Annotated in this window: 17 protein-coding genes and 1 pseudogene; 5 read left to right on the top strand and 13 right to left on the bottom strand. The window is 73.7% G+C overall.

Translation table 11 applies throughout. The features are described from left to right. Positions 1 to 420 (bottom strand): annotated as a pseudogene (locus AC51EU_RS14750) (CoA transferase); the annotation flags it as partial. 299 nt (positions 421 to 719) lie between these two features. Here AC51EU_RS14750 and AC51EU_RS14755 point away from each other — a divergent pair. Both AC51EU_RS14755 and AC51EU_RS14760 read left to right on the top strand, forming a co-directional pair. Continuing rightward, complete coding sequence (locus AC51EU_RS14755) at positions 720 to 1,946, top strand: cytochrome P450 (RefSeq protein WP_496267362.1); 1,227 nt, start codon at positions 720 to 722, stop codon at positions 1,944 to 1,946. Between the two features lie 35 nt (positions 1,947 to 1,981). Continuing rightward, complete coding sequence (locus AC51EU_RS14760) at positions 1,982 to 2,176, top strand: ferredoxin (RefSeq protein WP_496267363.1); 195 nt, start codon at positions 1,982 to 1,984, stop codon at positions 2,174 to 2,176. Between the two features lie 48 nt (positions 2,177 to 2,224). Here the strand turns inward: AC51EU_RS14760 and AC51EU_RS14765 are convergent, their stop codons facing one another. The 5 genes from AC51EU_RS14765 to AC51EU_RS14785 form a co-directional block, all read right to left on the bottom strand. Next, positions 2,225 to 3,955, bottom strand: a complete 1,731-nt coding sequence (locus AC51EU_RS14765) for an alpha/beta fold hydrolase (protein WP_496267378.1) — start codon at positions 3,953 to 3,955, stop codon at positions 2,225 to 2,227. Between the two features lie 305 nt (positions 3,956 to 4,260). Continuing rightward, positions 4,261 to 5,202, bottom strand: coding sequence for a S66 peptidase family protein (locus tag AC51EU_RS14770; RefSeq protein WP_496267364.1), 942 nt, complete (start codon positions 5,200 to 5,202; stop codon positions 4,261 to 4,263). Continuing rightward, on the bottom strand, positions 5,199 to 7,223 hold the full coding sequence (locus tag AC51EU_RS14775; protein ID WP_496267365.1) for a prolyl oligopeptidase family serine peptidase: 2,025 nt from the start codon (positions 7,221 to 7,223) through the stop codon (positions 5,199 to 5,201). The genes AC51EU_RS14770 and AC51EU_RS14775 overlap by 4 nt, the downstream gene beginning before the upstream one ends. A gap of 68 nt (positions 7,224 to 7,291) precedes the next feature. After that, complete coding sequence (locus AC51EU_RS14780; protein ID WP_496267366.1) at positions 7,292 to 8,632, bottom strand: M20/M25/M40 family metallo-hydrolase; 1,341 nt, start codon at positions 8,630 to 8,632, stop codon at positions 7,292 to 7,294. Beyond that, positions 8,625 to 9,458 carry a M55 family metallopeptidase gene (locus tag AC51EU_RS14785; RefSeq protein WP_496267367.1) on the bottom strand — a complete coding sequence of 278 codons (834 nt, stop codon included), beginning with the start codon at positions 9,456 to 9,458 and terminating at the stop codon, positions 8,625 to 8,627. The genes AC51EU_RS14780 and AC51EU_RS14785 overlap by 8 nt, the downstream gene beginning before the upstream one ends. A 334-nt stretch (positions 9,459 to 9,792) precedes the next feature. Between AC51EU_RS14785 and AC51EU_RS14790 the strand changes: the two genes are divergently transcribed. Continuing rightward, positions 9,793 to 10,638 (top strand): SAM-dependent methyltransferase, encoded by an 846-nt coding sequence (locus AC51EU_RS14790; protein WP_496267368.1) that lies wholly within the window; start codon positions 9,793 to 9,795, stop codon positions 10,636 to 10,638. Between the two features lie 43 nt (positions 10,639 to 10,681). On the opposite strand, the gene AC51EU_RS14795 is transcribed toward AC51EU_RS14790, so the two are convergent. Continuing rightward, the gene (locus tag AC51EU_RS14795) at positions 10,682 to 11,329 is read right to left on the bottom strand and encodes a PAS domain-containing protein (protein ID WP_496267369.1); all 648 of its coding nucleotides are present in this window, start codon (positions 11,327 to 11,329) and stop codon (positions 10,682 to 10,684) included. A 286-nt stretch (positions 11,330 to 11,615) separates the two neighbouring features. Then, the gene (locus AC51EU_RS14800) at positions 11,616 to 12,059 is read right to left on the bottom strand and encodes an SRPBCC family protein (protein ID WP_496267370.1); all 444 of its coding nucleotides are present in this window, start codon (positions 12,057 to 12,059) and stop codon (positions 11,616 to 11,618) included. Between the two features lie 217 nt (positions 12,060 to 12,276). Between AC51EU_RS14800 and AC51EU_RS14805 the strand changes: the two genes are divergently transcribed. Beyond that, positions 12,277 to 13,302 carry an Rv2578c family radical SAM protein gene (locus AC51EU_RS14805; protein WP_496267371.1) on the top strand — a complete coding sequence of 342 codons (1,026 nt, stop codon included), beginning with the start codon at positions 12,277 to 12,279 and terminating at the stop codon, positions 13,300 to 13,302. Positions 13,303 to 13,326: 24 nt separating this feature from the next. Here the strand turns inward: AC51EU_RS14805 and AC51EU_RS14810 are convergent, their stop codons facing one another. The 5 genes from AC51EU_RS14810 to AC51EU_RS14830 form a co-directional block, all read right to left on the bottom strand. Beyond that, positions 13,327 to 13,686, bottom strand: coding sequence for a MerR family transcriptional regulator (locus tag AC51EU_RS14810; RefSeq protein WP_496267372.1), 360 nt, complete (start codon positions 13,684 to 13,686; stop codon positions 13,327 to 13,329). A 56-nt stretch (positions 13,687 to 13,742) separates the two neighbouring features. Continuing rightward, positions 13,743 to 14,597, bottom strand: a complete 855-nt coding sequence (locus AC51EU_RS14815; RefSeq protein ID WP_496267373.1) for an SDR family NAD(P)-dependent oxidoreductase — start codon at positions 14,595 to 14,597, stop codon at positions 13,743 to 13,745. A gap of 140 nt (positions 14,598 to 14,737) precedes the next feature. Then, complete coding sequence (locus AC51EU_RS14820; RefSeq protein WP_496267374.1) at positions 14,738 to 15,598, bottom strand: DUF6801 domain-containing protein; 861 nt, start codon at positions 15,596 to 15,598, stop codon at positions 14,738 to 14,740. 42 nt (positions 15,599 to 15,640) lie between these two features. Beyond that, positions 15,641 to 18,520, bottom strand: a complete 2,880-nt coding sequence (locus AC51EU_RS14825; protein ID WP_496267375.1) for an NACHT domain-containing protein — start codon at positions 18,518 to 18,520, stop codon at positions 15,641 to 15,643. Continuing rightward, entirely contained in the window at positions 18,517 to 18,816 is a 300-nt protein-coding gene (locus AC51EU_RS14830) for a trypco2 family protein (RefSeq protein ID WP_496267376.1), read from the bottom strand. Before AC51EU_RS14830 ends, AC51EU_RS14825 begins: the two co-directional genes overlap by 4 nt. Before the next feature lie 152 nt (positions 18,817 to 18,968). Between AC51EU_RS14830 and AC51EU_RS14835 the strand changes: the two genes are divergently transcribed. Next, positions 18,969 to 19,501, top strand: a 533-nt coding sequence (locus tag AC51EU_RS14835; protein WP_496267377.1) for a GNAT family N-acetyltransferase, incomplete at its 3' end; no start/stop codon positions are given.

A 19,501-nucleotide genomic window follows, 5' to 3' on the forward strand; every position in this document is an offset into this window, starting at 1 on the left:
GACGTCCTCGGGGCCCGCCGTGCCGGGCAGGCCGAGGGCGTGCAGCAACCGGGCGCGGTGGTGGGGGTAGTTGGCGTGGGTGCGCACCCATCCGTCGGCGGTGCGCCAGAAACGGGAGAGCGGGGCGAAGGTGGAGGCGGCGCGGCCGTCGGCCCGCAGATGGCGTTCGCTGACGAAGGCGGTGGCCACCGCGCCGCCGTCGACGCGGACGCCGGGCAGCGGGCGTCCGGTGCGGTGGGCGGTGAGTTCGGCGGCGGCGAGGGCGCAGACCGCGACGGTGGCGCGGGCCAGTTCCCCGACGGGGAGGCGGGCGTCCAGCGGGCCGGGCGGTCCCTCGTGGCGGACGGCCGCGGTCGCCTCCGGGGCGCCGCCGAGCGCCGCCCATGCCTGCTCCGTTGCACCAGACTGTCGTTGCACCATACAAGCAGTGTGGCACCGAGTGCCACGCCGGGCACGGAGGGGGCGGCACCCCGCCCGCGGCGGAATGCCGCCCCCTGCCCGGAATCACCTCCCGGCCTGCGGCGACGCGAAAGCACGGACGAGGCGGCGGAACGGGGAACGCGGCGGGCCCGGCGGGCGTTGTATACGGCGAACAGGTCACGCACGCCGAGCAGATGAGTCCTCCGGGCCCCGAGCGGCCGGGTACGCGCAGCACGTCGGGCACCACCGCGCCACCCGGTCCGTACGGGGCAGTCCAGCCCCTCGCCAGGGAGGCACCCTTGTCCGACTTGACCGCACCCGAGGCCCGGGCCACGGCCGCCCCGGTCCCGTACCCGCAGGCCCGTTCCTGTCCCTACCACCCGCCGGCCGCCTACCGGCCGCTGCGGGACGAGGCCCCGCTCACCCGCGTCACCTTCTACGACGGCCGCACGGTCTGGGCGGTGACCGGCCACGCCGAGGCCCGGGCGCTGCTGACCGACCCGCGGCTCTCCTCCGACCGGCAGAACCCGGCGTTCCCGATCTCCGTCGAGCGCTTCGCCCGGTCGGCCAGGACCGAGCGCAGCTCCCCGCTGCTGGGCGTGGACGACCCCGAGCACAACGCGCAGCGCCGGATGCTGATCCCCGCGTTCACCCTCAAGAGGGTCGCGGCGATGCGCCCGGAGATCCAGCGCATCGTCGACGGCCTCCTCGACACGATGCTCGCCGAGGGCCCGCCGGCCGAGCTGGTGCGGGCGTTCGCGCTGCCGGTCCCGTCGATGGTGATCTGCTCGCTGCTGGGCGTGCCCTACGCCGACCACGAGTTCTTCGAGGAGGAGTCCCGCCGCCTCCTCCAGAGCCGTACGGCGGACGAGGTGGACACCGGACGGCGGCGGCTGGAGGACTACCTCTCCGGGCTGATCGGCCGCAAGGAACGGACCCCGGGCGAGGGCCTGCTGGACGACCTGGTCCGCGACCGGCTGCGCACCGGCGCGGTCGAGCGCGACGAGCTGGTCAGGCTCGCGATGATCCTGCTGGTCGCGGGGCACGAGACCACCGCCAACATGATCTCCCTGGGCACGTTCACCCTGCTGGAGCACCCCGAACAGCTGGCCCAGCTGCGGGCCGACGAGAGCCTGGTGCCGGCCGCCGTCGAGGAGCTGCTGCGGTTCCTGTCGATCGCCGACGGCCTGCTGCGGGTGGCGACGGAGGACATCGAGGTCTGCGGGCAAACCATCCGGGCCGACGACGGGGTGGTGCTGCCCGCCTCCCTCATCAACCGCGACGCGTCGGTGTACCCCTCGCCGGACACCCTGGACTGGCACCGCTCCGCCCGCCACCATGTCGCGTTCGGCTTCGGCATCCACCAGTGCCTGGGGCAGAACCTCGCCCGTGCCGAACTGGAGATCGCGCTGCGCTCCCTGTTCGCGCGGATACCGGGGCTGCGGCTCGCCCGCCCGGCCGAGGAGATCCCCTTCAAGCCGGGCGACACATTGCAGGGGATGGTTGAACTGCCGCTGACCTGGTAGCACCGTGGGACACCGACCGAGGAAAGGGGTCCGGTATGCGGATCGCCATTGACACTGATGTCTGTATCGGCGCCGGGCAGTGCGCCCTGACCGCGCCGGGGGTGTTCACCCAGGACGACGACGGCTACAGCGCGCTGCTGCCCGGCCGTGAGGACGGCGCGGGCGACCCGCTGGTCAAGGAGGCCGTCCGTGCCTGCCCGGTGGGCGCCATCTCGCTGGAGGAGGACTGACGGCACGCGGGCCCGGGCGAGGGGCCCGGGCCCCGTGGCGGCCCTCCGCTACGGCACCGTCCCCTGGACGACGGGCAGTTCCAGGACGCCGGTGTCCCCGGGCGCGCTGGTGATCGTCACGGGCCTGACGTCCTGGTTGCCCACATAGGCGTCGTCGCTGGCGGCGACGACGAAGCGCAGGCGGTGGCCGGGCTCGTACCGGTGCACGAGGCCGGGGAGCGCCACGGTGAACCTCCGCGTCACATCGGGCACCCGGGCCGGGGACACCAGCCGGTGCACCAGCGTCGTCCCGCCGTCCGGCGCCACGTCGTAGAGCTTCACGAAGAGCACGAGGCGGTCGGCCGCGTCGGACGAGCGCTGTACGCGTTCGGTCGCGGGCGAGACGACCCTCAGCGTCACCCGGGGCACGCCCGCCACGTCCAGCGGACGCCCCGTCACGGGTGCGGACGTCCAGCCCAGATGGGTCCCCTTGAGGTCGTACGGCGCGGGGTCCGTCAGTCCCAGCAGTCCGGCCACCGACCTCTCCGAATGGCTCGTGGGCACCAGCAGGTTGCGGTATTCCCGGCTGCCCGGGGTGACCTCGCTCCGGCGGTCGACGAGGGTGCCGTCCCCGGAGAGGTAGAGCCTGCGCGTGGTGCCCGCGGGGTAGGCGGGTGCGGTGGCGTAGGCCGGTCCGCCGGTCACCCAGTCGCGGTAGTAGGCGAAGGCGGGGCCGGCGGCCGTGGGGCGGTGGCGCAGATGGCGGTCGAACCAGGCGAGGACGCGGCGGCCGACGTAGCTGGTGTCCAGGTTGCCCTCGGCGAGGTCGAGTTCGCCGGGCGCCGGGTCCTTCGCGCCGCCGCTGTGTCCCCAGGACTGCCAGATCATCCTGGTCTCGGTGCCGCGGGCGGTCAGGGCCCGGTAGGTGGCGATCGCCTCGTTGAGGTTGAAGAGGCTGTCGGCCTGCCCCTGGACCAGCAGGGTCGGCGCGGTGACCGACGCCAGGTGCGAGACGGGGGAGATGCCCCGGGTGTACGCCATCACCCGGTGGGTGCGTTCTCGCGGGTAGCGGCCCGAGTCCAGCAGGCGTTTGGTCTCGCACGCCGGGGCGGTGAAGTGCAGGCATCCGGCGCCGCCCGTGCGCGAGGGGTCGAGGCCGGGGCTCAGCAGTCCCTGCGACTCCCCCAGCAGGAAGAAACCGTTCGTCCACTGGAACTTGTACGCCCCGGGCAGCGGCTCGTCCCGGGTGCCGACGACATTGTCGGGGTCGAGGGAGTAGGTGAGGTCGTTCCAGGTGATGAGGGGCACCAGGGCGTCGACGCGGTGGTCGGTGGCGGCGGTGGCGAACTGGACGGCCCCGCCGTAGGAGCCGCCGATCATGCCGACGCGGGGGTCGCGGGGGCCGTCCAGGGTGACGTAGTCGACGCGGGTGCCGTCGTCGGCGGCCCTGGCCCCCGCCAGGACGTCGATCAGGGCGCTCGCCGCCGTCCCGTCGGGCCGCGGGGCGTCCAGCGAGATCGGGCAGCCGGAGGCGCCGAAGCCCAGCCCGGAGTAGGCCAGGACGACATAGCCGTGCCGGGCGAGCGCCATGGCGGTGGGGGCGGTCGCGCTGTCGGACTTGCTGCCGCCGAAGCCGTTGGTCGTCAGCACGGCGGGTGCCCGGTGGGCGGCGTCGGCGCCCACCGGGCGGTAGAGGTCGGCGTCGACGGCGCAGTCGCGGTCACCGGCCCGGACGGTCACCCGGAGCGGGTGGACCGTGTACGGGACGTCCGAGGCTGCGGCGCGGGCGGGGGCGAGCATCAGGGGCGCGGTCAGCGCCGCCCCGGCCACCGTGGCGAGGGCCGCGCGCAGCGCGGGCCGGGTGGGGGTGAGGGATCGGGAGCCGGCTCGGGACACACTGGGCACGACGACCTCCGCGGGGAACGGACCTGCTCGTACCGGGCAGTCGGGGTGAGGGCGCGCTCATGCTGGGACACGGGCCGCGGCACTGTCAACGCACGGCGTCATGGGTGTGGCGGGCGGGCCGGACGAGGGGCGGTCGGGGGACGGGAGGTGACCGGACGTCACCCGGGGATGACGTCCGTACGGCTCCCTCCCCCGGTCGTTCAGCGCAGTGCCGGTTCCTCGAAGGTCAGCGTGCCCGCGTCGGCGTCGAGTTCGGCCGGGACCCCGAGCGGCACCGTGAGCGCGCGGTCGCCGTGGCCGAAGCCGAACTCCTCGGCCACCGGTATGCCCAGCCCGCCCAGCCGGTCCACCAGCACCTCGCGCACCTCGGGGTACGGGCCGCACCGTGCCCAGGAGCCGAGGACGACTCCGGCGACGCCGTCCAGCCAGCCGGCGCGCAGGAGTTGGGTGAGCGCCCGGTCGACGCGGTACGGGGGTTCCGCCACGTCCTCCAGGAGCAGCAGTCCGCCGGCCGCCCCGGGGCGGGCGTGCGGGGTGCCGAGTTCGGAGGCGAGCAGGGTCAGACAGCCGCCGAGGGTGACGCCACGGGCCCGGCCCGGCACCAGCGCGCCCCCGTACGCGCCGTCCAGGGCCCGGACGGTGCGCGCCGTCTTGGGGGCGAAGAGGGTACGGCGCAGATGTTCGCGGGTCGGTTCGTCCTTGAGGAAGACCTCGCCCGCGACGGCCGGCCCGTGCAGGGTGGCCACGCCCGCCCGCAGGGCGAACGCCTCGTGCAGCGCGGTGATGTCGCTGAACCCGACGAGCGGTTTGGGCGGTGCGGCGCGGACGGCGTCCCAGTCGAGCAGGTCGGTCATCCGCTGGGCGCCGTAGCCGCCGCGGGCCGCGAACACGGCGGCGATGCCGGGGTCGCACCAGGCCCGCTGGAGGTCGGCGGCGCGGTCCTCGTCCGTGGCGGCGAGGTACGGCAGGGCGCGGTGGGTGCCGCGCGCCGACGGGGTGAGGACCGGGTCGAGGTCCCAGCCGCGCAGGATGTCCAGTCCGCGGTCGAGGCGTTCGGGCGCGACGGGGCCGCTGGGGGCGACGACCGCGACCCGGTCACCCGGCCTCAGCCGCGGCGGCCGGACGCCCGTGGTGGCGCTCACCGCCTCAGCTCCAGCGGTTCGGCGTCGGCGCGGTCGAGGCCGAACGTCCGGGCGTAGAGGGCGAGTTCCGCCTCCACGGCGCGGACGATGGTGTCGTGTCTGCGGAAGCCGTGGCCCTCGCCCTCGAACGCGAGATAGGCGTGCGGTATCCCGGAACCGGCGACCCGGTCGAGGAAGCGGTCGCACTGCGCGGGCGGGCAGATCACGTCGTCGAGTCCCTGGAGCAGCAGGAACGGCGCGGTGATCCGGTCGGCGCGGTGCAGGGGCGAGCGGTCGCGGTAGCGGTCGGGGACCTCGTCGAGGGAGCCGACCAGCGACACCAGGTACTGCGACTCGAAGTCATGGGTCTCGCCGGTCGCCCAGCCCGCGAGGTCGAGGATGGGGTAGATGATCGTGCCGCAGGCGTAGAGGTCGGTGGAGGTCAGGGAGGCGGCGGTGGTCCAGCCTCCGGCGCTGCCGCCGCGGACGGCGAGCCGGGCGCGGTCGGCGGTGCCCTCGTCGGCCAGCGCGCGGGCGACGGCGGCGCAGTCCTCGACGTCCACGACGCCCCACCGGCCCCGCAGCCGCTCGCGGTACTCGCGCCCGTAGCCGGTCGAGCCGCCGTAGTTGACCTCGGCGACGCCGATGCCGCGCGAGGTGAAGTAGGCGATCTCCAGGTCGAGGACGAGGGGGGCGCGGCCGGTGGGGCCGCCGTGCGCCCACACGACGTACGGGGGCAGTTCGCCCTCGGGGGCGGTGTGGTCGGGGTTGTGCGGGGGGTACAGGTGGGCGTGGATCTCGCGTCCGTCGGGGCCGGTGAAGGTGCGGGCCTCGGGCCGGGGGTGGTAGGCGGGGTCGACGGCGTCGGTGTGGCGGGCGGCGATCACCCGGGACCGCCCGGTACAGGTGTCCAGTTCGACGATCTCGTAGGAGCTGTGGGGGCCCGCGGCGACGCCGATGACGCGGCTGCCGTGCACGGCGAGGGAGGGCGCCCATTCCGTCCAGGGGCCCGCGGCGTCGACGAGGTCGCCGGTGACGGGGTCGAGGATGCCGAGGGCGGTGGCGCCCCGCCCGTGGATCACCGCGAGGTTGCCGCTCTCCAGCGGCAGGAACCAGCGCGATCCGACGTTCCACAGCGGCCCGCCGAACTCCTCCTGCCGCGAGGCGCACAGGGGACGCGCCGGCGCCGTGCCGTCGGGGTCGAGGCGGTACGGTTCCCACCATCCGCCGCGGTCGGTGACGTACAGCAGGGTGCCGTCGGCGGCCCACTCCACCTGGCAGACGGACTCGCCGGCGCCGCCGCCGTCCGGGGTGGCGGGGCCCAGGTCACCGGCGACGGCCCGGACGGCGGTGAACTCCTCCCGGCCGTCCGCGCCGGAGATCTCGGCGAGCATCAGCAGGGTTCCCTCCCACGGCATCCGGGGGTGGTCCCAGGCGAGCCAGGTGGCGCGGCGGCCGTCCGGGGAGAGCCGGGGGCCGGTGACGAACCGGTGCCGGTCGTCGCTCAGTTCCCGGACGGCTGTGCGGTCGCCGGCGGCGGAGCCGTCCAGCGGCACGGCGGCGATCACCCGTCGGACGTCGGTGGGCCCCTCGCCGGTGAACTCCTCCAGGACGCACCACACCTCGCCGCGCTCCGGTCGCGGCACCGGGTCGGCCCAGCGCAGCCCGCCGCCGACGGAGGACAGCGGGGTGAGCGGGCGGGGCTCCGCGCCGCTCTCCGGCTCCCAGGCGTACAGCCGCTGGTCGTCGAAGTGGCTGAAGACGACCAGCGGCCCGTCGTCGGTGACCGTGCCGGCCCAGGGCTGGCCGCCGTACTCCAGCACCCGGTTGCGGACGTTCCAGGGGGCGGGCAGTACCGATTCCTCGGTGCCGTCCACCCGCCGGCGCACCAGGGCCCGCCGTCCGCCCTCGGCCGGGCGGGGCGCGGTCCACCAGACCTCCTCGCCGACCACGCCGACGAACGCCGGGCGGCCGTCGTGGGCGGCGACGGTGGCGGCGTCGACCGGGGACTTCCACGTTCCGTAGGGGGCCGTGGTCACCATGCTGGATGTTCCTCCTTCACCGGCCGGGACCGTGGCGGGCTGGCCGCCGGTCACCGGTTCACCGTGTCTTACGCCTGTCGCAGGAAATCGTCGAGTACGCGGACGCCGAAGTGCAGCGCCTCCACCGGCACCCGCTCGTCGACCCCGTGGAACAGGGCCTGGTAGTCGAAGCCCTCGGGGAGCTTGAGCGGGGAGAAGCCGTAGCCGGTGATGCCGAGGCGGGAGAACTGCTTGGCGTCGGTGCCGCCCGACATGCAGTACGGCACGACGTGCCCCTGCGGGTCGAACCGTTCCAGGGCGCGCCGCATCGCGCCGAACAACGGTGCGTCGACGGGGGCCTGGAGCGCGACCTCCTTGTGGGCGTACTCCCAGGTGACATCAGGTCCGGTGAGCCGGTCGAGGGTGGTGCGGAACTCGTCCTCGCCGCCGGGTACGACGCGTCCGTCGACATGGGCGACGGCGCTGCCGGGGATGACGTTGACCTTGTAGCCGGCGTCCAGCATCGTCGGGTTGGTGCTGTTGCGGAGGGTCGGCTCCACCAGGGCCCGGGCGGCCCCGAGCTTGTCGAGCAGGAGGTCGGCGTCGAAGCCCGGCGCCCCGGGGTCGGCGTCGACGCCGTAGAGGGCGGCGAGTTCGCCCAGGGCAGCGCGGACGGTGGGGGTGAGGCGCAGCGGCCAGGTGTGCTCGCCGATCCGGGAGACGGCGGCGGCCAGCCGGCTGACGGCGTTGGCGCGGTTGACCTTGGAGCCGTGTCCCGCCCGCCCGTGGGCGGTCAGCCGCAGCCAGGCGGTGCCGCGCTCGCCGGCGGCGACGGGGTACAGGCGCCGCCCGTCGGCGTGGAAGGTGAAGGCGCCGGATTCGCTGATGCCCTCGGTGCAGCCGTCGAAGAGGGCGGCGTGCCGGTCGGCGAGGAAGCCGGAGCCGTCCTCGGCGCTGGCCTCCTCATCGGCGGTGAAGGCCAGCACGATGTCGCGGCGGGGGCGGACGCCGTCGCGGGCCCAGCGGCGGACGGCCGCCAGGATCATCGCGTCCATGTTCTTCATGTCGACGGCGCCGCGGCCCCAGACCACGCCGTCGCGCAGTTCGCCGGAGAAGGGGTGCACGGTCCAGTCGGCGGGTTCGGCGGGCACCACGTCGAGGTGGCCGTGGACGAGGAGGGCGTCGGCCGTCGGGTCGCGGCCCTCGATGCGGGCGACGACATTGGTGCGGCCGGGGACGCGTTCCAGCAAGGCCGGTTCGAGGCCCGCGCCGGTCAGCTGCTCGGCGACGTACTCGGCGGCGGGGCGTTCCCGGCAGGTGCCGTCGCCGCTGTTGGTGGTGTCGATGCGGATGAGGTCGGAGGTGAAGCGGACGACCTCGTCCAGCGCCTGCTGGTCGACCGGTCCGTTCCCGGTGTCCTGCTCAGCCATACTGCTCCTCCACGGCGTTCGAGACGACGGTGGTGACGGCCTTGAAGCAGCGGATGCCCTCGTACATGTCCTGGCTGGTGTAGGCGACGCGGCGCTCACCGCAGCGCTCCACGCCCGGGACGACGGTGGCCGCGCCGGCCAGGTGCTCGGCGTCGAACTCCATCTCCACCCGGAACGGGCCCGCGGCGACCGGTTCGTGACGCACCGCGAGGGAGGCCGCCTTGCGGGCCGCGGCCCGGATGTCGGCGGCGGTGCGGGCCGGTGGCCGGCAGACCGCGGCGTAGCGCGAGACATAGTCCTTGACGGGCACGCCGAGGGCCTGCGGGGCGTAGGTGAGGGCGTCCTGGCAGGTGCGGTCGTCGCCGGTGACCAGGACGACCGGTACGCCGTACTCGGCGACCACCAGGGAGTTGAGGCGGCCCTCGCTGGCGCGCTCGCCGTTCACCCAGACACCGGTGAGGGAGTTGGCGAGGAAGGTGTGGGCGAGGACGCCCTCGGTGCCGGCGCCGGTGTGGTAGCCGACGAAGGCGATGCCGTCGACGTCGCCGTGCTGGACGCCCTCGACCATGCTCAGCGCCTTGTGCCGGCCGGTGAGCATCTGGACGCGTTCGTCGAGCTGTTCCAGCAGCAGGTTCCGCATGGTCCAGTGCGCCTCGTTGACGAGGACCTCGTCCGCGCCGCCTTCGAAGAACCCGACGACCGCCGCGTTGACGTCGGAGGTGAACATATGGCGGCAGCGCTCCCATTGGGGCGTGCCGGGCAGTACGTCCGCGGGCCAGGTCACGCCGGTGGCGCCCTCCATGTCCGCACTGATGAGGATCTTCATGTCGTCCCGTCGTCTCGCAAGGTGGGAGGCGCTACGCCGCAGGCGCGTGACATCAGCCGGCTGATATCCGTCCCCAGGAACAGTGAGCAACACTCTCAGCCCTCACCCGCCGGAGACAAGGATCTTGTTCCGTCTCCCTGTTCCGGTCCGCTCCTGCCGGTCGGGCGGCACGGACGGCCGCATCCGTCCGGCGCGCGGCCGTACGGCGCAACGGGGGCCTCGTACGCCCGGGGTCCGCTGGCCGAAATCGTGCTGATGATCTCTCCGGGAGATGCCGATAGCGTGGCCGCCGCGGGGGATGAATCCGTGCGAAACCGAACGAACAGGGGCGACCATGATGAGTCGGGAGAGCGCGGCACGCGCCGCGGAGACGGCACGCGCCTACTACGGGACGAGCGATGTCGACGGGTTCTACGAGACCGTGTGGGGCGGCGAGGACATCCACACCGGCATCTACGCCCACGCCCACGAGGCCGTCGCGGACGCCTCACGCAGGACCGAGGAGCGCGCCGCGGACAAGGTCGCCGGCCGGCTCGGCCCCGGACGGACGGTGCTGGACCTGGGCTCCGGCTTCGGCGGACCCGCCCGCTATCTCGCGGAACGCTTCGGCTGCCGGGTCGTGGCCCTCAACATCAGCGAGCGCCAGAACGAGCGGCACCGCCAGGTCAACGCCGCACGCGGACTGGACGGCCTCATCGAGGTGGTCACCGGCTCGTTCCAGGACATCCCCTTCCCCGACGGCCGGTTCGACGTCGTCTGGTCCCAGGAGGCGTTCTGCCACAGCGGTGACCGTCCGGCGCTGCTCGGCGAGGCCGTCCGGGTCCTCGCCCCCGACGGCGATCTGGTCTTCACCGATGTGATGGCGGCCGACGGCACCCCGCCCGCCGCGCTGCACACCGTCCTGTCCCGTATGGAGATCGAGTCGTTCGCCACCCCGTCCTTCTACCGGCAGCGGCTCGCCGCCCTCGGGCTGACGCACATCGACTTCGACGACCACACGAGCCAGGTCACGACCCACTACACCCGTCTCACCGAGGAGACCGAACGCCTCGCCGCCGACCCGCGCGGCCCCGTCAGCCCCGCCTACGTGGAGCGCCTGCTGGAGAACCTTCCGCTGTGGGTGGAAGCGGCCCGGAGCGGCCTGCTGACCTGGGGCATCTTCCACTGCCACCGGCGCTGAAGGGACCGCGTCCCGCACCCGCCGTACGGGGCGGCGGCCCTCCTCATCCCTGTCGGCCGACCGGGCTCTGCCACGCGGGAGCGCCGTAGACCCGCACCTGGGCGGCGACGCGGGCGCAGTCGCGCGGGCCGAGGCCGGGGAGGAGTTCCGGCAGCCGGCGCTCCGGGTCCCCGGGGCCGCCGGGCGGGGCCAGGACGGGGACGAAGGCCGGCATCGTCCACGGGTGCGGGGTCCCGCACGGCCTGCCAGCGGCATGGTGTTGACGGTCCGTACAGCACGGCGCGGTGTCCAGGGGGGCCGCGTCCGCGGCGAGGACGAGCAGACGGCAGGGGTCCGGACCGGCGAGCGGGTACGCCCACCACAGCACGTCCAGGGCGTAGGGTCCGGCGCCGGGCATCCGGGCGCGGCCCGCCGACGGGCACAGCGCCCGCTCATCCGGACCGCCGGGGTCCTCGTCCTCCTCCGTGGCGCCGCAGGCGCCGGCCACCGGCAGCAGGTCCGCGACGGCGCTGCCGAGCGCCCGTTCGCGGGGGACGCCGAAGAGGGCGCGGGCGTCCTCGTTCCAGTGGGTGACGCGGCCGCGGGCGTCCGCCACCGCGGCGGCGAGCGGTACGTCCCCGGTCAGCGCGTCCTCCGGCGCGGGCGCTGCCGCGTCCGCCGGTCCGTCGCGGCGCGAGGGGCCACCTTCCATGGGCGGTCGCTCCTTCGTCCACCGGTCGTGCGCCACCGCCCCCACGGTACGGCCGGAGGGTGGGGGCGCGGGGGGGCATTCCGTGAAGAGGAGGCGCGGCGCAGGCCGATTCGCGATCTTCTCCGGCCGGTTCCCGCGGTGGCCCGGCGCGCCGGGCGCGCGGCTCAGGAACTCCCGCGACCCGCCGAGGACCACCCGGGCGGCCGAGCGGGGTGGTACGGACGGAACGTGCGAAGGGCCGCCCCGGGAGGTCCCGTGGGCGGCCCGCATCCTCGGTCGGTCCCGCTCACTTCTCCATCTCGGCGGCGAGGTTGGCGAGGATCGTGTCGTAGATCCGGCCGAGGCCCTTGGGCGCGAAGGTCCTCTCGAAGAAGCCGCCGATGCCGGTCGCGCCCTGCCAGGTGGTGGTGACGACGACCCGGGCGCGCTTCTCTCCCGCGGGGGTGACGACCCAGGTGGTCACCATGGAGGAGTTGCGGTCCTTCTCCACCAGTTCGCCGTCGCCCGGCTCGTCGACCTCCAGCAGGCAGTCGCGCACCCGCTTGCTGGTGGCCTGGAGCTTCCAGTGGACGAGGGTGCCCTTGCCGTCGCCGCCCTCACGGACCTCGTACTCGCTGAACTGCTCGGGCAGCAGCTTCCGGCGGGTGCCGGTGTAGTCGGCGATCGCGTCGAACACGTCCTCCGGGTCCGCCGCGATCTCACGCTGCGTGGTGGCCTCGACCTGCGCCATGTGTGTCTTCCTCCAGTACTCGCCGCCGGTCCTGCGGTGTGCCGCCAAGCCAACCACCCCGGGGCGGCGCGCCCAAATCCGGGCCACCGGGCGATAAGGGAACATCTGTTCTATTATCGGTTTTCGTGAGGACGGCAGGAGCCGGAACGGCGGCCCGGCGGACCCACGACACGGCCGCGGGGCCCCGGACGCCCCGGCAGACCCGGAAGGAGGCACCATGCGCTGGGACAACCTGGGCGAGGGCCCGTCGGCCCTCTTCGGCACCGACGTCGTCAGCCGTACGTTCGACACCCCGGAGTTCCGCGGGATCACCTTCCACGAGGTACGCGCCCGCTCCCTGCTCAACCGCGTACCGGGCGCCTCACGAATGCCGTTCGAATGGACGGTGAACCCGTACCGCGGATGCAGCCACGCCTGCGTCTACTGCTTCGCCCGCAGAACGCACGCCTATCTGGACCTCGACACCGGCACCGGCTTCGACTCCCAGATCGTCGTCAAGGTCAACGCCCCCGAACTGCTGCGCAGGGAACTCGCCGCGCCCCGCTGGCGCGGCGACCACATCGCGATGGGCACCAACGTCGACTGCTACCAGCGGGCCGAGGGCCGGTACGCGCTGATGCCCGGCATCATCGCGGCGCTGCGCGAGCGGGCCAACCCGTTCTCCATCCTCACCAAGGGCACCCTGATCCTCCGCGACCTGGAACCGCTGCGGCAGGCCGCCGCCGTCACCGACGTCGGCATCTGCGTCTCGGTCGGCTTCCTCGACCGCGAGCTGTGGCGCACCGTCGAACCGGGCACCCCCGCCCCGGAGCGCCGCCTGGACGTGGTGCGCACCCTCACCGCACACGGCATCCCCTGCGGGGTGCTGATGGCCCCGGTGATCCCGTTCCTCGGGGACGGGCCGGACCAGCTCCGGGCCACGGTCCGCGCCCTCGCCGAGGCGGGCGCCGGCTCGGTCACCCCGCTCGTCCTGCATCTGCGGCCCGGCGCCCGCGAGTGGTTCCTGTCCTGGCTCGCCCGGCACCACCCGCACCTGGTCCGCCGCTACGAGCGGATGTACGCCGGCGGCACCTACGCGCCGACCTGGTACCAGCGCCGGATCACCCGCCAGGTCCACGAACTGGCCGCGGAGTACGGCATCGGCCCGGCCCGTTCGGGAACGGCCCGCCGCGTCCCGCCCCCGTCCCGCCCGGAGGCGGAGCACACGCCGGCGACCGGACCGACGCAGCTGACCCTGATCTGACCGGGGTTCGCGGGGCCGCCGGTGTCAGCCCTCCGGCACGGACACCGCGGCCAGGGCGCGTGCCAACCGGTCCCGGGCCGCCGTCTGCGCGGCGAGACGGGCGTCGATCACGGCGAGCCGTTCCCGGGCGACGCGCAGGCCCTCGGGGGACGGCGTCGCCGTGGTCATGTCGCCGTCCAGGCACGAGGTGAAGCAGCGGACGTCGGCGAGCGTGAGTCCGGAGTCCAGAAGATGACGGATGTTGCGCACCCGTACGACCGTCCCCCCGTCGTACTCGCGGTAGCCGTTCGGCGTCCGGCACGAGGCGATCAGCCCCTCCCGCTCGTAGTGGCGCAACGCCCTCGGCGAGGTCCCCGTGCTCCGCGCCAGTTCCCCGATCCGCATCTCTCCCACCTCCGGCCCCGGTTGTACCAGGGCGGGCCCGTGCCGTGCGGGCCGGCTCACGCCACCGCCGCTCCCCCGTCGACCGGCAGGATCACTCCCGTGACGAACGACGCCTCGGGCCCGGCCAGGTGCAGTACCGCGCGGGCGATCTCCTCGGGGCGGCCGACCCGGCCCAGCGGGGTGTGCGCGAGCTGCCACTCCCGCACGGCCGCCAGCCGCTCGGGCGTCAGCCCCTGGTGCACGCCGATCGGGGTGTCGACGGCGCCGGGGGCGACGCCGACGACGCGGATGCCGCGGGGCGCCAGTTCCACGGCCCAGCTGCGGGTGAGGGTGTCGAGGGCCGCCTTGGTCGCCGCGTAGAACGCGTTCCCCGGCCAGCCGCGCTGCCCGATGGAGGTACTGATGTTGACCACCACACCGCCGCTCCGGGCCAGTTCGGGCAGCGCCGCCCGGGTGAGCGCCACCGGGGCGAGCAGGTTCGTCGCCAGTTGAGGCGCGATCCGGTCCGTGGTGAGCGTGTCGAGTGCTCCGCCCGCCACGATCCCGGCATTGTTGACCAGCACGTCCAACCGTCCGTGGGCGCTCACGGCCCGGCGCACGATCGCCTCGGCCGCGCCGTCGGCGGTGATGTCGGCGGGGTACGGCAGGACGGTGCCCACCGCCCCTCCCGCGCCGCCGCCCTCCCCCGGCGTCCCGTACCCCCGCGCGGTCTCCTCCAGCGGCGCGGCCCGCCGCCCCACGGCGATCACCCGCCCCCCTCGGGCCGCGAAGGCACGGGCGGTGGCACGCCCGATCCCCGTACCGGCCCCGGTGACGACGACCACCGGGCGCTCCGGGGGAGCGCCGGAGGGGCCGCTCGGCGCGGGTTCGGTGGCCGTGGTGGTTGCGGTGGTTTCCGTGGTGTTCTCCATGCCGGGAGTCTCGAACCCTGTCACCAGTGACAAGGTCAAGCCCGCCCCTGGAAGACCTCCGCGCCCGCCTCACCGCCCCGGCGGCCAGGTGCGCCGCCGCGTCTCGCCCGCTCGGCGGGGCGGCCGCCGGACGCCGGCCGTCACGCGCGGCGGCGGCGCTTGAGACGCGAGCCGATGAGGAGGGCGCCGCAGCCCGCGCCGAGAGTGCCGGCGGCCAGCAGCATCAGGTCCTGGGTGTCCTGGCCGGTCGCCGCGGTAGTGCCCCGCACATGGGCACCGGCACGGGGCGGCGAAGCGGCCGACGCCCCGGCGGAGGCAGAACCGGTCGTGGTGCCCGTGCCTGCGGTGCCGGGTGCGGGTGCGCCGGTCGGCGCCCCTGCCTCTTTGATCGTGAACGAGCCGATGACGGGCGGCTGATGGGCATCGAGCTTGCACGAAGGGGTGATCTGGCCCAGGGAGGTGCCGTTCGCCCGCTTCCCGACGAGCGTCAGGGTGAGGTCGCCGACGGCGATCCGCACGGTGCCCGGCTCGCGGAACGTGCGGGAGGGGGCGGTGCCGGTCGCGGTGACGGCGAAGGCGCGGTCGGACCCGGGAACGGTGACCTTGTTGATGCCGAGGCGCACGGGGACCGTGGAGTTTCCCTGCTGCGACCGCAGTTCGACCTTTGTGTCCACCGTGCCCTCAACGGACTTCAGATCCCCGAGGAGTGTGTGGAGGATGTGGGTGAGGTCCTTGCTCACCGTCGTCCTCGCGTCGAACGCGAATGCGGGGCTGGGCCTGCCGACCGCGACCGAATCCGGGATATCCGCGTGGATCTCCATCGGGACGGACCGGCTGACCCCGAAAGCTGAGCAGGTGTAATTCCGCGTGCTCGAAACCGGGTGCGCGGACGCGGTGCCGGCCCCGGGAAAGCCCACGCATCCGACCACGGCTGCCGCTGCCGTCATGGTTCCGAGGGCGAACCTCGCCCTTGGCCTTCCCGAACTGTTCCTGGTGCTCATGAGTTGACCCCCGTCAGTGTGAGCAGGCGCGATATTCGTCGGTCAACGCCTGCCGGATGTCCCGGTGTCCGTGGCGACGTCCTTCCCCTCTCCCATGGTTCCCGGCCCGCCGATCGGGTGAACCCGGCGGCCGGCGCTTTCCTGGCGCGCCCTGTGGACGTGCGCCAAGTGGGCCTCAAGACGGGCGTGGCGGAATTGGTAGACGGCGCCGGCCTTGCGGAGCACCCCTCGGTCATGGGCGTCGTCCAGGAATGCGATCACGGCCCAGGGAAGACGTCCGGTCAGCGGCAACCACATACGCGACAGGGCCACCCACTGACCCCAAGCGGTGAAACTCAGCCCGTACCCGAGCCCGCCCCCGAAAGCGCCCTGAATCCCGAAGACGAGCCCGGCCAGCAGCCCGAGCACAGGCCCGGACGCGAAACCGCCCACGTGGCCGGGCGTGAGGCCGATGGCGATACCGGCCGGGACCCCGAGCACGAGCAGCCATACGAGCATATGGACGAATGCGTTCTTGCGGTTCGTCCTCAACAGGTCCGAGGCGCTGATGGCGGATGTGGTGTCGACGGGAGTTTCGAGCCACGCCATGACGGCAAGCGCCGTTCCGGCACCGAAACCGATTTCCAGCGGGAACAGCAGAGCCCCTCTGAGCCCGCCGCCGAGTCCGTCGTCGAATCCCAGCGGTCCGACGATCCATCGGTCCATGAGTTCCAGCGCGACCGCGCACGGCACCCCGAACACGAGCCCCAGCAGGAATCTCCGGGCGATCTCGCCACCGTTGCGCCGGGTCTCACCGAAGATCTGTATGCGCAGGGTCGACGGTTTGGAGGCCGCCCCTCTGGGCGCGAACTCGTACACGAATCCGAACACCACCCCGGCCACCAGTCCGTGCAGGAGCAGAACCAGCAGCCCCCGCACGCTCGCGAACCCGAGTCCGTGCCCGGTCGCGGCCAGGTCCACGGGCAGGTTCCCGATCCCGGTCGGCACCCCCAGGGCCATCCCGGCGAGGAACCCGATCACGAGCATGCGCGAAGAACGGCGCATCGTGGTGCCCAGTTGCCACCAGGCGAGGTCATGGGTCCCGAGTTGCTCCAGGTGCGCGGCGAGATGGCCGAGCCAGTGCTGGGCCTGCCGGGCCGTCCAGGGGCGGTGGTGGCGGGGGCCGTCGCCGTCACGGCCGTCGTGCGGCGCGGGGTGGTAGACGGCGGGGACGAACGCGGCCAGGAGATGGTCCTGAAGGGCCTCGGGCGTGGCGAAGCGCAGCAGCTCTCCGGGGTCGCGTCCGGGAGCGTCGCTGTAGATGGTGCGGGCCAGGGAGACCATCAGCGGGGTGGTGAGGACCCCGGCGAGGTTCGCCGTGCCCGGGGTGCGGGGTCCCTCGCGCAACCGGGCCAGGACGGCGTCCCATACCGTACGGTCCGCGCCATCGCGCCTGACCGTCCGGCTGGCGCGCACCAGGTAGTCGGCGTAGTCGTCCACGGTGAGGCCCTCCAGCTCGACGACCGCGGCGGCGGTGAGCACGTCGGAGTCGTCGACGGCCCTGGCGTATTCGCCGGGGCGGCTGGTGAGCAGCAGCGGCATGGTGGTGGCCCGGTTGAGCGCGGTGAGCGCGCTGTCGTGCAGGCCGCTGGGGATCTCGTCGAAGCCGTCGAGGACGGGCAGGATCTTGCCGGTGTCGACCAGGAGGCGGGCCAGGCTGCCGCCGCGCGCGGCCGGAGCCGCGAGGAAGGGGTGGTCACGGACGAGCTGGGCGCACATCCAGTCGCGCAGCGATGTCGCGGCCGGGTCCCAGGAAGCCAGGCCGAAGATCACCGGTACCCGGTCGCCGGGGGTGCGGGCATCGAGCCAGTCGACGAGGAAACGCAGGGTCAGGATCGACTTGCCCGACCCGGCCTCGCCGAGCACCACCAGCCGATAGGACGGGACGGAGGTGTACGCGTCCACGATCTGGTCGAGTTCGCCGTCCAGCGGGAGGGGCTCCGCGGCCGTCCGGCGCGGAAGCCTGCGAATGTTGGCCCAGTTGTCGAGGATGTCCCGTTCGGTGCACCGGAAGCGCACGGGGAGCGGGAACGGGTCGTGCACCCGCCGCCGCTCCTCCTCCTTGCGCCACTGCCTGGACACCTCGCCGGCGAGGGCCTCGACCGGGTCGTCCTCCGCCGGCGGTGGGTGGGGCGGCGGCGGTGGGAGCCGCGTGAGGTGGACGGCGCGGGCCGGCAGGCCGATCAGCTCGCCCAGTTCATCGATCTGTTCCTGGGGAAGGCGTTTGTACCAGCGTTGCACCCGGCTCGCCGTAAGCCTGCCGGCTCCGTCGGTGAGGTGATGCGCGCTGACCACTCCGATCAGGCAGCCGCCGCTCCACACCGCGGCTCCCGACATCCCCTCCCACGGGGAACGGCCCTCCGGGTCGGGTCCCGGGGCGCCCACGGAGATCTCCAGGGTGCCCGTGCGCAGGTCCGCCCACGGCGTGGTCGTGCCCTGCGCGTGGTGGGAATCCCGGTACCACCCGGCCCTGTTGAGCTCCGACGACGCGAGGTCGGGGCGTAACTTGAACTTGGGGAACCCCAGCGTCTGGCAGTCCACGGGCCGGGTGATGAGGCCGAACCGCACCGGCGGGACCTCGGCCGCACGGAGCCCACCGCCGCCCGCGTCGTCCGGGATCTTGAGGACCGCGACATCGACGTCGGAGTCCTCCCACAAAGGCTCCGGCTCGCCGGACACCTCCATGACCTCACCGTCCTCGGTGAGGAAGCGCAGCGTGACCGAGACCGCGTCCCGCACCACGTGCGCGGCGGTGAGTACCGCGTCCCCGCTCACGCGGTAACCCGATCCTCGCCACTGCTCGCCCCCGCGCCGGGTGATGACGACCTGGACGACGCGCCGTACGTCGAGTTCGTCCGGTCCGGGTGCTCCCGGCGTGCTCATTGCTCGTTCCGGCCGGCGCGGCCGGAGACGAACGGCGGGTGGGGCGATCCTTCGAGGGCCGGCCGCAGAGCCAGTTTGATCGTCTGTGTCGAGGTGGCGTTCACCGCCGCGTCCGCGCCGGACTCGACCACCCAGAACCGTACCTTCGCCTCCGCGTGCCCGGTCCGCTCCAGCGCGACCGACAGTTCCAGATCGATCGTCCCCAACTCGAAGCGCAGCGCCTCACCCTCCGCCGCGACGACCGCCTGCTCCAACTCCGCCCGCAGGTCCCTGATCACACTGGCCAACTCGATCATCCACGTCCCCCACGCCGATACCCGGTGCCGGTCACTCATGACACTAGCCCTGCCGACCGCCCGTACGGAGGGCTTCGGCACAGCCGCCGCGAGGGTCCGTGGCGCGTATTTTTTTGCGTGCGGTCACCACCTGGGGCACCTAGCCTCCGGTCATGAACGGATCAACGGCGCGGGTGCGCATACGGGAGATGACACCGGCCGACGCCGAGGCGGTGGCGTCGGTGCGGGTGCGGGGCTGGCGGGCGGCGTACGACGGGTTGATGCCGCGGGCGCATCTGGAGGCGCTGAGCGTCGCGGAGGACGCCGGGCGGCACCGCACGCGGTGCGCGCTGCGGCCGGAGGGGGTCACCGATCTGGTCGCGGAGGACGGCGGCGAGGTGGTCGGTTGGGCGTGCCTGGGCCCGGCCCGGGAGCCCGGCCTCACCGGTCCCATGGGGGAGGTCCGCGCCCTGTACGTCGCCCCGGAGCGCATCGGGACCGGTGTCGGCCGCGCCCTGACGGAGCGGGTGCTGGAGCGGGCGCGGGCGGCCGGCTTCGGCGCGCTGTGCCTGTGGGTGCTGCGGGACAACGTCCGCGCCCGGCGGTTCTACGAGCGGGCCGGTTTCGTGCCGGACGGTGCGCAGGAGACCGATGTCGTGGACGGGGTGCCCGTGCCGGAGGTGCGCTACCGCCGCCCGGTGTCGCC

Source organism: Candidatus Streptomyces philanthi (assembly GCF_059553635.1).

Excerpts from the sequence above, each read along its gene's own strand:
- AC51EU_RS14810 (WP_496267372.1), bottom strand. The coding sequence starts at position 13,686 with ATGCGGATCGGGGAACTGGCGCGGAGCACGGGGACCTCGCCGAGGGCG.
- AC51EU_RS14830 (WP_496267376.1), bottom strand. The coding sequence starts at position 18,816 with ATGATCGAGTTGGCCAGTGTGATCAGGGACCTGCGGGCGGAGTTGGAG.
- AC51EU_RS14795 (WP_496267369.1), bottom strand. The coding sequence starts at position 11,329 with ATGGAAGGTGGCCCCTCGCGCCGCGACGGACCGGCGGACGCGGCAGCG.
- AC51EU_RS14780 (WP_496267366.1), bottom strand. The coding sequence starts at position 8,632 with ATGGCTGAGCAGGACACCGGGAACGGACCGGTCGACCAGCAGGCGCTG.
- AC51EU_RS14825 (WP_496267375.1), bottom strand. The coding sequence starts at position 18,520 with ATGAGCACGCCGGGAGCACCCGGACCGGACGAACTCGACGTACGGCGC.
- AC51EU_RS14820 (WP_496267374.1), bottom strand. The coding sequence starts at position 15,598 with ATGAGCACCAGGAACAGTTCGGGAAGGCCAAGGGCGAGGTTCGCCCTC.
- AC51EU_RS14805 (WP_496267371.1), top strand. The coding sequence starts at position 12,277 with ATGCGCTGGGACAACCTGGGCGAGGGCCCGTCGGCCCTCTTCGGCACC.
- AC51EU_RS14760 (WP_496267363.1), top strand. The coding sequence starts at position 1,982 with ATGCGGATCGCCATTGACACTGATGTCTGTATCGGCGCCGGGCAGTGC.
- AC51EU_RS14815 (WP_496267373.1), bottom strand. The coding sequence starts at position 14,597 with ATGGAGAACACCACGGAAACCACCGCAACCACCACGGCCACCGAACCC.
- AC51EU_RS14775 (WP_496267365.1), bottom strand. The coding sequence starts at position 7,223 with ATGGTGACCACGGCCCCCTACGGAACGTGGAAGTCCCCGGTCGACGCC.
- AC51EU_RS14800 (WP_496267370.1), bottom strand. The coding sequence starts at position 12,059 with ATGGCGCAGGTCGAGGCCACCACGCAGCGTGAGATCGCGGCGGACCCG.
- AC51EU_RS14785 (WP_496267367.1), bottom strand. The coding sequence starts at position 9,458 with ATGAAGATCCTCATCAGTGCGGACATGGAGGGCGCCACCGGCGTGACC.
- AC51EU_RS14790 (WP_496267368.1), top strand. The coding sequence starts at position 9,793 with ATGATGAGTCGGGAGAGCGCGGCACGCGCCGCGGAGACGGCACGCGCC.
- AC51EU_RS14765 (WP_496267378.1), bottom strand. The coding sequence starts at position 3,955 with ATGCTCGCCCCCGCCCGCGCCGCAGCCTCGGACGTCCCGTACACGGTC.